Origin of the sequence: Marivivens sp. JLT3646 (assembly GCF_001908835.1) — a bacterium.
Classification (GTDB): Bacteria; Pseudomonadota; Alphaproteobacteria; order Rhodobacterales; family Rhodobacteraceae; genus Marivivens; species Marivivens geojensis.
Map to the genome: position 1 here is coordinate 1,874,352 of NZ_CP018572.1, position 12,093 is coordinate 1,886,444.

At 53.8% G+C, this 12,093-nt stretch carries 11 protein-coding genes and 1 pseudogene; 1 reads left to right on the plus strand and 11 read right to left on the minus strand.

What is annotated here, in order from left to right:
* The first annotated feature begins 95 nt into the window (after nt 1-95).
* Complete coding sequence (locus tag BSK21_RS09355; protein ID WP_067548450.1) at nt 96-953, plus strand: MurR/RpiR family transcriptional regulator; 858 nt, start codon at nt 96-98, stop codon at nt 951-953.
* 9 nt (nt 954-962) lie between these two features.
* Here BSK21_RS09355 and BSK21_RS09360 read toward each other — a convergent pair.
* The 11 genes and pseudogenes from BSK21_RS09360 to BSK21_RS09410 form a co-directional block, all read right to left on the minus strand.
* Nucleotides 963-1,574 (minus strand): annotated as a pseudogene (locus BSK21_RS09360) (IS6 family transposase); the annotation flags it as partial.
* A gap of 77 nt (nt 1,575-1,651) precedes the next feature.
* On the minus strand, nt 1,652-2,755 hold the full coding sequence (locus BSK21_RS09365) for a mandelate racemase/muconate lactonizing enzyme family protein (RefSeq protein WP_067548455.1): 1,104 nt from the start codon (nt 2,753-2,755) through the stop codon (nt 1,652-1,654).
* An 11-nt stretch (nt 2,756-2,766) separates the two neighbouring features.
* Entirely contained in the window at nt 2,767-2,982 is a 216-nt protein-coding gene (locus BSK21_RS16170) for a helix-turn-helix domain-containing protein (RefSeq protein ID WP_082959395.1), read from the minus strand.
* Entirely contained in the window at nt 2,885-3,979 is a 1,095-nt protein-coding gene (locus tag BSK21_RS09375) for an ATP-binding cassette domain-containing protein (RefSeq protein WP_067548459.1), read from the minus strand. The genes BSK21_RS16170 and BSK21_RS09375 overlap by 98 nt, the downstream gene beginning before the upstream one ends.
* Nucleotides 3,980-3,989: 10 nt before the next feature.
* The gene (locus BSK21_RS09380) at nt 3,990-5,039 is read right to left on the minus strand and encodes a proline/glycine betaine ABC transporter permease (protein WP_067548462.1); all 1,050 of its coding nucleotides are present in this window, start codon (nt 5,037-5,039) and stop codon (nt 3,990-3,992) included.
* A 75-nt stretch (nt 5,040-5,114) separates the two neighbouring features.
* The gene (locus BSK21_RS09385; RefSeq protein WP_067548465.1) at nt 5,115-6,077 is read right to left on the minus strand and encodes an ABC transporter substrate-binding protein; all 963 of its coding nucleotides are present in this window, start codon (nt 6,075-6,077) and stop codon (nt 5,115-5,117) included.
* Nucleotides 6,078-6,404: 327 nt separating this feature from the next.
* Nucleotides 6,405-7,415, minus strand: a complete 1,011-nt coding sequence (locus BSK21_RS09390) for an Ldh family oxidoreductase (protein WP_067548468.1) — start codon at nt 7,413-7,415, stop codon at nt 6,405-6,407.
* A gap of 12 nt (nt 7,416-7,427) precedes the next feature.
* Nucleotides 7,428-8,000 carry a DUF3726 domain-containing protein gene (locus tag BSK21_RS09395; RefSeq protein ID WP_067548471.1) on the minus strand — a complete coding sequence of 191 codons (573 nt, stop codon included), beginning with the start codon at nt 7,998-8,000 and terminating at the stop codon, nt 7,428-7,430.
* Nucleotides 7,997-9,664: a hypothetical protein gene (locus tag BSK21_RS09400; RefSeq protein WP_067548474.1), complete on the minus strand. Its 1,668-nt coding sequence runs from the start codon at nt 9,662-9,664 to the stop codon at nt 7,997-7,999. Before BSK21_RS09400 ends, BSK21_RS09395 begins: the two co-directional genes overlap by 4 nt.
* Entirely contained in the window at nt 9,661-10,644 is a 984-nt protein-coding gene (locus BSK21_RS09405) for a membrane dipeptidase (RefSeq protein WP_067548477.1), read from the minus strand. The genes BSK21_RS09400 and BSK21_RS09405 overlap by 4 nt, the downstream gene beginning before the upstream one ends.
* The gene (locus tag BSK21_RS09410) at nt 10,644-12,086 is read right to left on the minus strand and encodes an aldehyde dehydrogenase family protein (RefSeq protein WP_067548480.1); all 1,443 of its coding nucleotides are present in this window, start codon (nt 12,084-12,086) and stop codon (nt 10,644-10,646) included. The genes BSK21_RS09405 and BSK21_RS09410 overlap by 1 nt, the downstream gene beginning before the upstream one ends.
* Nucleotides 12,087-12,093 lie beyond the last annotated feature (7 nt).

Here is a 12,093-nt window from a genome sequence, read left to right on the forward strand (position 1 = left end):
ATATTATTCAAAAAAAAATAATTCAAATGTATTATTTCTAGAATTGAAATTTTATGATACGACTTTACGAGCCGCCGAGAGCAAGGGCCTAATGTATGGAAAATAAAGAGCAAATCCGACGCAGCCTAATGGATGTAGTCGAAAAGGGCACGCCTACTTTGTCAGCCTTTGCGGCATGGCTTCTGGATCATCTAAACGATGTCGCCTTCCATTCGATTCGAGGTTTGGCAACGCTAGCGGAGGTTAATCCGAACACTGTCACGCGCCTTGCCCGTGAGTTGGGATTTGATGGTTACGATGCAATGCGTCAACGACTTCAGCAGTCATTACAAACCCCGACAGGAAGCTATGGCGACCGCGCCGCGGCACTGCGCAACAGGACGGGCTCCGACATCTGGCAGGAAACCTTGACCACAAGCTGGAGCAACGTTGAGACCCTTTTTACGCCAGAATCCCTTGGCGTGCTGGAGCGTTGCGTAGATCCGCTTCTTGGTGCGCGACGGGTCTATTCCTTAGGCGTGCGCAGCTGTTTTGGCGTAGCCCATTACTTTAGCTACGTCGGCGGTATGGTCTTTGACAATTTCGTTCAGGTTCCCAGCATGCCAGGTGCGCTTCTTGATCAAGTTTCAAACGCAAATGAACAGGATATCGTCGTCGCAATTACATACGAGCACTACTCTGCTGAAGTGATCCGCGCCTGTCAGGTCGCGCAAGAGGCTGGTGCGAGAGTGATCGCCCTGACAGACAGTTACCAGTCGCCCGTCGCAAAGGGCGCATGGGAAGTTCTGCGCCTACCTATGGCGGGCCCCCAACTGATGCCGTCCCTGAATACGGCTTTTGTCGCGGTTGAGATGTTGCTTTCAGCTATGACGGCCAAGACCCCACAGGCTGAAGACCGTGTTGCCGCATTTGAAACTCGGATCACCCGCCACGGCGGTTACGCACAATCCTAACGCTGCAGTTAGAGGAGCGGCGTATGAGGCTTTATAAATGCCTCGGCTGCAGTGGTGTCGTTCCTGATTGAAGTGATTGTGGATGGAAGAGTGAATGAAAGATGAGAATTCTCAATAACGATTGTTGAGCCACCTGCCCGTTTTCTGCTTCTCAGTATTTCCTAGGTCTCTCATAGCTGCGCCATAAGACCTTAGATTATCGGTGACTATTGCCTGAGGGCTTCCGTATCTACACAGAGATTTCCTGAGGAATTTCAGTGCCGCCTTACGGTCTCGGCGCTTAGTGACATAGCTATCAAGCATCTCACCTTCGTGATCGACAGCACGCCACATGTAGTGCCGCACGCCATTCACTTTCACGAAGACTTCGTCCAGGTGCCATTGCCAATTCGAGCTGGGTTTCAATCCGTCCGCTCTTCGCTTCCTAATTTCAGAAGCAAACAGCGGACCAAATCTGTTCCACCAATAACGGATCGTTTCATGGCTAACATCGATCCCCCGCTCGTGCAGGAGATCCTCCACATTACGAAGAGACAGAGGGAACCGCACATAGAGCATGACCGCTAAGCGGATCACCTCTGGGCTCGTCTTGAAGTACCGAAATGGAGAGCGCTTAGTCATACCAAAACGCTAACCACCTACACTACCCTGCTCAAGGACGTTTAGTCTGACACTGCCACAATGCCCTACAATGCCTCTTAAAAACTTGCCGCAGGTGCGCCGAAAACCGACACGTCAGGCGTAATGCCCAGACCCGCACCAGTTGGGCGTTTGATATATCCGCCCTCAATTTTGATGCCGTTTTCGGGGTCGTAGTTTCCTTCGATATAAGGCGCCGCAAGCCACGCGCCTTCGCACAAATCGGGACGCATGGTAGAGGCGATTTGCGTGCAGGCCGCAGCGATGATATCCCCACCCCAAGCGTCATCACAGGTATGTGGCAGGTTCCGCGCCTCGCAAATCTCGCGGAAGGTCCGCATATGCTGCAACCCGCCGATCCGTGTGATTTTCATCCCAAACCCATCAACCAAACCCGTTCCCACGGCAGAGATCACCGTGTTCAAATCGACGCTGTTTTCGTCCATGTAGATGCCATGAGACACCAGCGATCGAATAGTTCGAAGGTCTTCGATTGTGTTACACGGCTGCTCCATGATGAACGGAATGTCAGGACATTCACGGCTAACCCGAAGCGCGTCTCGTGTCTTCCAACCACGGTTCCCATCAACGGCGAGCCGCATCCCTGTGCCGCGGATGACCTCCCAAACTTTGCGAATGGTTTCGATGTCGATCTCGACGGGACGACCACCAACTTTGATCTGCAAACGAGGATAGCCTTCGGCCAATTTTTCAGCGGCAATGCGAGCAATGTCATCGGGCGCGCCCACACCGCTAGCATAGTAAGACGGCACATTATCGGTCACCGCCCCACCAAGGAGATCAGCCACCGAAACGCACAGCGATTTACCCAAGAGGTCATGCGCCGCGATATCAATCGCAGCTTTGGCGTAGTTATGACCGTTCAGCAAACTCGCCATTTTACGCTGCAACATTGCGGGCCAAATCTCTGCCCCGATCAGGTCAGGCGCCATCAGTGCGAGAGCCGCACGCGCACCCGCCGCGTGGGATTCCGCATAGGTCGGTCCGACAGGACAGGTTTCCCCCCATCCTTCCAATCCGTTGTCACCCACAATGCGGACAAGCGTTGTATCTAAAGACCAGACAGTTGCATTCGCCATTCGATAAGGGCCATTTTTGACCGGTAGCGCGTGGTGATAAATGTGGATTTCACGAATGCGCATGTCTGATCCTTTCAGGTTAAACGCCCACGTTGCATCATCGGCGTCCCCCCATAGGCGAGCCGGTAAACTCTTGTGAAATGTCCAGAGTTCTCAAACCCACAGGCCATCGCGACTTCGACGGCGGACATTTCAGTTTGGAGGAGAAGGTTCCGCGCCCATTCTAGCCGCACTTCTGCGTATACCGCCTGCGCTTGCACTTGTCGGAACCAGCGCCCTAACGAGATCACGCATGTAGACCAGACCAACAGGCTTGCCGTTCGCCATCACTCGGAAAATCTGATCTGCATCCCCACCAGAAAGCGCAATCACAGACTCCAGCGTATCTTCGGCATCGGCTTCACCAGAGATCGACTGCTGTGCGTCAGTTTTCAACGCCTTCATGATAGACCGAACGCGCAAAACGCGGGCGCGGTTGATATCCGAGATAAAGTCGACGATGTAAGGATCGTTTGGCCGCAACAGGATTTCTTGCGGTTCGCCTTGCTGCACAACACGGCCATCCTTGAGAATGACCAGATGGTCAGCAAGTTTGAGCGCTTCATCCAAATCATGGCTGATAAAGATGATCGTTTTATGCAGTTCGTCCTGAAGTTCCAACAACAAGTCCTGCATGTCTGTGCGGATCAGCGGATCGAGCGCGGAGAAGGCTTCGTCCATGAGCATAATCGGCGCATTCGACGTCAACGCACGGGCAATACCGACACGCTGCTGCATCCCGCCCGACAGCTGGTGAGGATACTGACCGCCCTGCCCACCAAGCCCAACACGATCAAGCCACTTGAGAGCATCTTTCTCGTAATTCGGCTTTTTCTCGCCACGCACAGATTGCGCAAGGCCAGTGTTTTCCAACACGGAACGATGCGGAAGAAGAGCAAAATGCTGAAACACCATCGACATTGTCAGTCGGCGCATTTCGCGCAGGCGTTCTTCGGAAAACTCCAGAACGTTCTCGCCGTCCACCCAGATTTCGCCCGCAGTCGGCTCGATCAAGCGGTTCACGTGGCGGATCAGCGTTGATTTACCAGAGCCCGAAAGCCCCATAATCACCGTGATCTTGCCCGCATGCATATCAACGTTGATATCGCTCAGCCCGAGAACGTGGCGATGTTTATCCATCAACTCTTTCTTGGATGCGCCATCATATACGCGTTTGAGAGCCTCTTGCGGGTTAGACCCAAAGATCTTGTACAGATTGCGGATCGAGATGCTTACTTGGTCAGTCATAATACGATCCTTAGTGACGCGGGACGCTGTTGGATGCGTTAACACGCGCGAGAGCTGCTTTGGTGACGCGGTCAAGGATCACAGCCAGCAAGACGATCCCGAGCCCAGCCACAAGCCCCACCCCGAGTTCAAGGTTACGGATGCCGCGTAGCACCAGCACACCAAGACCTGGCGCCGAAACGAGCGAAGCAATCACGACCATCGCAAGGCTCATCATGATTGTTTGGTTCACGCCAGCCATAATGTTTGGTAAGGCGAGTGGGATTTGCACGCTGTAGAGCTTTTGGCTCTTGGTCATGCCAAATGCGTCGGCGGCTTCGATCACCTCTTTGTTCACGAGCCTAATGCCAAGGTCGGTCAAACGGATCACAGGCACAATGGCGTAGAGGATGATCGCAATACCGTAGAGTTTTGGCTCCGTGACTGAGAACAAGAAGATCAGCGGGATAAGGTATACAAATGTCGGAAGGGTTTGGAGCATGTCCAATATTGGGATCATAATCCGCTGCATCCGATCGCTTCGTGACATCACGATCCCTATCGGAACGCCAAAGAGCACGCAAAGAGTGGCGCACACAAAGATGATCGACAACGTTTGCATCGCAAACGAGTAGTGGTCGATAAAGGACAGAAACAGAAGTGCAGAGGCCACAAACCCAACCAACTGAAGTGACTTGGATGCGACGTGCACGAGGAGCAGGATCAGAGGGATCATCAACCACCAAGGCGTCGCAGCAAAGAGCCACAGCGTCCCTTCCAAGATCCAGCTTAGGGGTTGGGTCAACGGATCGAGAACGATCTTGAGGCTGTCCTTGGCACCCAAAAAGGCGTCTTCAACAGCTTTGGTTAGATCACGTGTCCGAGCAAGCGAAGAGCAGGCTTCGTTCAGTTCATCCAGAGACGGAAACGGAACCGACATTGCCTTGTTTAGGAAGCCCTCGCTATCGGACCCTTTTGATCCGGCAAGGAGCTCGGCCATAGTCATTGGTCCGCTAGACTCTTTGACGCCGCACCAATCCCTTAGGCCAATGCTGTCAAAGATAAAATCATATGTCGCCATCAGACCGACCTCTTCATTTCGTCGTACCGTTCAAAAAATTGCCGAGGCGGATTCACACCCGCCTCGGCCAATTCATTACTTGAGGATCGCGCTCAGCTTTTCAGCGGCATCTTCGCTAACCCAGCTCATAACGTTGTCTTTGTTACCCATCAGGTAATAGACAGCAGCTTCTTCCGAAGACGCACCGTTATCTGCTTGCCATGCCAACAGCTGGCTCAGCTCGAGCGAGGTGAACGAGATTTTGCTGACGAGATCAAAGACCTCAGGGTTACGCTCTGCGAAGTCAGAGGTGACAACGGTCAGAACAGGCGCAGCTGGGTAAGACGATTTCGCTGGAGTTGCGCAATCGACGGTCTGGTTACATGCGTGGATTTCGGCGTCATATGGACCCATATCGACGGCAACCATTGGGTAACGACCCAGAACTGCGGTCGGGCCATACATGTAGCCAAAGAACGGCTCTTTGTTTTCATATGCCGATGCCATTGCAGCAGAAAGCGTTTCGCCCGAACCGTGGTTGAACACTTCCATGCCGTGACCTGCGAAATCGAACGCTTTCACAAGGTTGTCGTTGGCGATACGGCAGCCCCAGCCATCAGGACAGTTGTGGAAACGACCGCCAACCAGCTCTGGGTTCGCCAGAATGCCGTCGATCGTTGCCAATTCCGGATGCTCTGCAACCACGTAGTCCGGCACGAACCATGCTTCGGTACCACCGTCAGAGAACACATTGGCAGCGGTGATCGCTTTACCTGCTGCTTCAAGTTCGTTGTAGAGCGGCGCAGAGTTGACCCAGAGTTCAGGCACTACATCAGGCTCATTGTTTTCAGCAAGCGATGTCACAGCGGTGGTGGTCGCCGAAGGCACGAGGGTAACCTCGCAGCCGTAACCTTGAACCATCAGGAACTCGGTGATCTTGGTGATGATCGAGGCAGATGCCCAGTTCATCTCAGCGACCGAGACTTCACCGCAGTCGGCCATAGCAACGCTAGGTGCGGCAAACGCCCCAAATGCGCCAGCAAGCAGTAGTTTCTTCATGTTTACTCTCCCTGAGTAATTATGTTTGAGAGCAGAGCGGTTTGTTCCGCCTTTTTCTGCATTTCATTGGTTGCATTGCCACACGGCAAAGCGACGAAGACCATTCCTTTATTGCACTCATGAACAGGGCACAGTTCGTGCCAAACCCAAGTGCTCGGTCCATTCAATATTCGGGAAGAATACACTTCAATCAAACAAATACTTCTAAACTAAATTTCAAATATTCTGAAACTCAGGATTTTTCATTGCACGCAAAGACAAATCCATAAACCCCAAATTTAACAGGGCTTAAGGCGATACAATCGCTACGACTGATCGAAGATGGGTCTATGCGATAATAGCGGATATTTTATCGAGAATTGCGACATTCACATTGACACCCTCAACCTTGGCCAGCGCCCGTTTCGCACCCCTTCCATCCCCCGGAAGATGTGCGCCCTCCTGATCGTGAATTATGGAAACAAGACGTGTCAAACGATCTACAAAGTGACCGCCAGAGGTCGCCACCGGATCAATCGCGAGGAAAAACTGACCTGTTTTAGGCGGACCACCCGCAGTTCCAGAAAACGGTGAAGCATCCGCGCCCAAAGTTGCACCCGTCATAGCGGCGGCAAGGAGTTCGGTCATCAGCGCGACACCAACCCCCTTGTACCCACCCGAAGGCGACATAGAGCCCTTCAATCCGACGTTCGGGTCCGTTGTCGGGTTTCCCTCGGGATCGAGAGCCCAACCAACTGGGATTGGTCGTCCCTCTCGAGCACGTTTCATAACTTCGGATTTAGCGATCGTGCTTGCCGATTGATCAATAAGAATTAGCGGTTCACCATTTTCACCGGCCGCCGCAATTGAAAACGGGTTGGTACCGACGACAGGTTTCGCGCCACCCGAGGGGGCGATTGATGCGGGGGCATTTGTGAAACCGATCCCCAATAATCCCGCCTGCGCAAGACGATGGGTGTGATACCCTAAGACCCCGCAGTTGTAACTATTATCAATCGCAAGCGCGGCAATTCCCTGTGCTTTAGCAAGAGGAATAAGCTCTGCAAAACCAAGATCGATTGCAGCATGTGCAAAACCAGTGGCCGCATCGACTTTGACCACGCTGGGCCGAGGCCGCGTGACAATGGGAACGGCTTGCCCATCAACTTTACCGCATTGTACGTGTTCACAGTAAATCGGAATGTAGGCGAGCCCATGGCTCGAAACTCCGTCAGCCTCAGTTGCTGCGGTTGCAACCGCGAGCGGGCGTGCGTTTTTCTCTGAGGTGCCAGCGGCCACCAGCGCCCGCATGGCCAGATCTTCGATGGCCTCAAGCGACAAATTGCGGGTTTCGATCATAGGTGCCTCTCATTAATCATTATCAGATAGCCCTGCACCAGCGCCTTTGAGGCGGCTTTCATCGGTCGCAGGCGCATAGGTGCGTTTTGCAAGGGTTTCGAGTTCCGCCCAATCGGACGGGTTAGGTCTAGCGCGAGACGACGGACCCTCCGCACCCAAAACCGTATCCGTCAATCGGATCGACAGCGCGGATGCAATTTCTGGAAAATCGCCGGTAAGGGTCAGTGACTTCCCATCGGTCAAAGCGCGACACCCGTCACATTCCACTTCGACTGTTGCCCGCAGTGTCTGCGCGGCCATTGCCGCAAATGGCAACAAAAACAGAGGGTCAGAAATGTTCTGCAATTCAACCGCACCTTTACGCAGGTCAGCCGCGCGGTCTGACAGAGCTGCGCCACATGCCAAAGTGGACCCAGCCGCCGCCCCATTAGTGAAAACCGCAACGGCCTCGGCCACACCGTCTTGTCCTTGAGCGCACAACCAGCGTGTGGCCTTCCCCGCATCTTCGGCCAAGCCCCACTCGAACCCAGCCCCCCGAGCAGCCTTGCGGGCCATAGCCTCAACTTCATTTAGCGACATCGTCATGACGCTGCCTCGGGGTAAATCCAATGCTCGCAATTTTGCGCCGACAATTCTGCCGGATATGGCGCGCCAGCATACATGCAGACCCGCACCCATCGATCAGAGCGCGGATCAAAATGCGTCACCCCAAAGAACGACAGTTTTGCCCGCAACATATTGATCGGCAGAATATCGTGAGCGATCGTATTTGACCTAATCTCAGCATAGGGCGCGAAACGGGCCATTTGTGCGCGTCGGACTGTGTGGCGACAGTCTGGGTGACGTGTTAAGAAATCAGCCGTCGTCTCATCGCGTCCAAAGGCTTGGGCCTTGCGATAGGCATCAGCCGCATCACGTGCAGGCGCAAGTGGCTGCTCATATGCAGCGATAGGTTCTTCGAATCGATTACCCAGACGCGGCTCTAGCTTTTCCTCTGATACATACCACGCCATTGCCGTATGTTCGGGCGCGTTCCAATCCACGTCCAATGCCCAACCGAAACTTTGTTCGATCAGCGAAAGCAATTCTGACACTGGCATTGAGCCATCGACGATATTGGCCTGCGTATGACTATCGGCCATGCAGGTCCCCAAACCATCAACCAACTCGCCATATGGCTCGAGCATGAGAGACGCCAACCACTCTTGACCTTCCGATGTGAGATGGTTCTCAGCCCAGTTCCACAATGCATCCCAAGGACGTTCAGAATGAAAATCAAAACCTTTCAGACGTTGAAGCAGAGTTGCAATGTCCGCCCCTAATTCCGCTAGCTTTTCGATCTGAATTGGATGTTCAGAATACCACGCCTGAACCGATTTCTCTGCTCGCGCGACCAAATCATTAAAACAGGCGATTTCATCTGGTGATGCGCGCTCAACGCTGCGGACGCGAGCGATGGCTTCTTCACGCGCCATGATCCAATTGTTGAACAAGACAGGGTGATTGACGATGAACGGGGCCATTCCAAGCCCTGTCGAGTTCCCGATACCCAGGCGCGCAGCAATAACGCGATCAAGCTTGACCGCAGCCTCTCCGCCTTTTGAACGCGCCATATGTTCGATGAGGTCGCGCACGAACCAACGGATCAAATAAACCGTCAGCATCTCGGCCTGAAACGGAGCCTGCATTTCGGGGCGGTTGGCAATCACTTCGCGGTCAGCTGCACCGAGTTTTCCCGATCCGTAGACTGCAGTCGTGCGCATCAAATAACCAACCGCATCGAGTTGCGCAGGATCAGGCTGGTTGCCAGATGCGAGGGCTTCGACACAATGGTCCCAAAGTCGAACCGAGCGATTGGCGCGACTGACGGTCAGTTCGCTCTCGCTCACGCGACCCGCTTCTTGGAGCGGAATATTCTGCGACAGCCGTTCGATGTCCGCTACCGTTGGCACCCCATCGAACAAGGTAAAAGTCGCATCCCACGCCGTGGCGATAACACGGTCCGACCGAAGCTCTGGTGGCAAATCATGTGCAAAGGCCACTAATGAATATAACCGTTCAGGCCCCTTTGCAGTATACACCGCATGCCCAACACCATTCGCATCAATGTTGAAGGCGTGGGTGTGAAACGACCAACCCTCGCGAGCGATCCGACGCGTCAACTGACGCATAAAGCTCAGACGCGATTGATGCAGTGACCCCAGACGTTCTAGGGTCATCACGACGTCAGGCGAGCGACGCTCGATCATGACTGTGCACCCTGCGGAACAAAGTTCTTTTCAAAGAAACGATACCAATTGCCGCCCATAACGGCTTTGATTTCATCAGCATTCATTCCAACATCTCTGAGACCCTTTTCGAGGTTCCCAAAGTCGCGATTGTCTTTGAACCAATGCGGCATCGGCGGAAAACCAGCGTCTGACGCCGAGCCTTCACCATAGTCGATCCGTTTGGTCCAGCGCCCGACACGCATCCATTCGACAACACTATCAGGTTGGTTCTGACACAGGTCAGAGCCGATCCCGATATTTCCGATGCCGTATCGATCAGCGGTGCGCGCAATCATTCCGCAGAACTCCTCTAACGTACAATTAGACTTGTCCTTGAGATGGTGCGGATAGAGCGAAAATCCAATCATGCCGCCATTTTGCGTCACAGCGCGGATCACATTGTCCTTTTTATTTCGCAGAGCTGGGAACCAGTCATAAGGATTGGCGTGGGTGATCGCGATGGGGCGCTCTGAGATTTCAGTCGCCTCTATGGTCGAACGATCTCCAGAATGGCTCATGTCGACGACAAGCCCGACACGGTTCATTTCCTTAATCACCTGCCGACCCATCCGCGTGATCCCAGCATCTTCGGCCTCATAACATCCCGCCGCTAGAAGCGACTGGTTGTTATAGGACAACTGCATGAAGCGCGCCCCGAGTGTGTGAAGGATTTCGACCAAGCCAATATCGTCCTCCATCGAGGACGGGTTCTGAAACCCGAAAAACACGGCCGTTCGCCCCGTTTCACGCGCTCGATCGATATCGCTCGCCCATTGTCCCTTCATAATGAGATGGTCGTATTTCTCGAACCATCGGTTCCATTGTTCAAAGTTCAGAACCGTTTCACGGAAATTCTCATGGTACGCGATGGTGACATGAATCGCATCGACACAACCTTCTCGCAATTGCTCAAAGATTTCTTCGGACCAGTTGGCATATTGAAGGCAGTCGATACGCATCATACTGGGCCCGCGCTGATATAAGCTGTCTTTACTGTGGTGTAGAACTCGGCTGCTGCTTTGCCCTGCTCGCGCGAGCCATAAGAGCTATCCCCGCGACCACCAAATGGCACATGGTAGTCAGTTCCCGCGGTCGGCAAGTTGATCGTCACAACGCCTGTCCGTGCATTTCGGCGGAAGTGCGTTGCCCGCGCAAGGCTCTTGGTCACGATCCCAGAGGTCAGACCGAAATTGGTGTCATTCACGACCGACAGTGCCTCGTCGTAACTGGCGACTTTAATGACCGACGTGAGCGGCGCGAACATTTCTTCGCGGTTGATGCGGAAATCATTGAGAGTGTTGAGAAAAACACCAGGGGACATGTAGAAACCGTCGTGGGGCATCTCCAGACGCTCACCACCACAGCACAGTTCTGCCCCTTCGGACTTGCCCAAATCAACATAGGCCAAGTTCTCCGCCAACTGTTCCGCGCTCACGACAGGACCCATTTGCGTCCCCTCTTCGAGCGCATGTCCGACCTTCATCGCTTTGGTCCCTGCGACCAGCTTTTCAACGAAAGTGTCGTGGATAGCTTCATGCACGACCAAACGTGAGGACGCGGTGCATTTTTGCCCCGTGCCACCAAAAGCACCGCCCAAAGCCAATGTCACAGCGAGGTCAATATCAGCGTCATCCATGACAGCGAGCGCGTTCTTTGACCCCATCTCCATCTGAACCTTGGTGAGGTTTTGAATAGCTGCGATAGCAATCCTTTTACCCACAGGCACGGACCCAGTAAATGTAACTGCGTTGACCTTTGGGCTCTGAACGAGACGTTCACCAATCCCACTACCAGAGCCCATCACGAGACTAAAAAGCCCCTTGGGGATGTCTTGCCGCGCGATGATCTCGGTCAATGCATAGGCTGACGCGGGTGTGATGTTGGCCGGCTTCCAAACCACCGCATTGCCATAGCAGAGCGCTGGAGCAATTTTCCACGACGCCGTAGCGGTTGGGAAGTTCCAAGGGCTAATGACTGCGACCACACCAACTGGTTCGCGACGCACGTCCACTTCGATATTGGGGCGCACAGAGTCCGCGTTTTCCCCGATCTGACGCAAACACTCAGCGGCGTAGTAAGTAAAGAACTGCCCTGCCCGATAGACCTCGCCCTTACCTTCGGCGAGAGGCTTACCTTCCTCGCGGCTCAGAAGTGCGCCAAGTTCAGCCGAACGCGCCATCAGTTCGTTACCGATGTTCATCAAAACGGCCTGCTTGCGCTCCATGCCATAAGCGGCCCATTCGCGCTGCGCTTGTTGCGCCTGATCCAAAGTGGCCTCTAGCTGGTCACTGCTTGCCTGAGCAAAAACCCCGATAAGATCCGTCACATCCGAAGGGCTACGGTTTTCGATTTCGCTTTCACCAACCAGCCATTCGCCAGCGATCAGATTCTTGTGCAGCACGGTCTAT

Excerpts from the sequence above, each read along its gene's own strand:
- BSK21_RS09365 (WP_067548455.1), bottom strand. The coding sequence starts at position 2,755 with ATGCGCATTCGTGAAATCCACATTTATCACCACGCGCTACCGGTCAAA.
- BSK21_RS09390 (WP_067548468.1), bottom strand. The coding sequence starts at position 7,415 with ATGATCGAAACCCGCAATTTGTCGCTTGAGGCCATCGAAGATCTGGCC.
- BSK21_RS09375 (WP_067548459.1), bottom strand. The coding sequence starts at position 3,979 with ATGACTGACCAAGTAAGCATCTCGATCCGCAATCTGTACAAGATCTTT.
- BSK21_RS09355 (WP_067548450.1), top strand. The coding sequence starts at position 96 with ATGGAAAATAAAGAGCAAATCCGACGCAGCCTAATGGATGTAGTCGAA.
- BSK21_RS09380 (WP_067548462.1), bottom strand. The coding sequence starts at position 5,039 with ATGGCGACATATGATTTTATCTTTGACAGCATTGGCCTAAGGGATTGG.
- BSK21_RS09400 (WP_067548474.1), bottom strand. The coding sequence starts at position 9,664 with ATGATCGAGCGTCGCTCGCCTGACGTCGTGATGACCCTAGAACGTCTG.
- BSK21_RS09405 (WP_067548477.1), bottom strand. The coding sequence starts at position 10,644 with ATGCGTATCGACTGCCTTCAATATGCCAACTGGTCCGAAGAAATCTTT.
- BSK21_RS09395 (WP_067548471.1), bottom strand. The coding sequence starts at position 8,000 with ATGACGATGTCGCTAAATGAAGTTGAGGCTATGGCCCGCAAGGCTGCT.
- BSK21_RS09385 (WP_067548465.1), bottom strand. The coding sequence starts at position 6,077 with ATGAAGAAACTACTGCTTGCTGGCGCATTTGGGGCGTTTGCCGCACCT.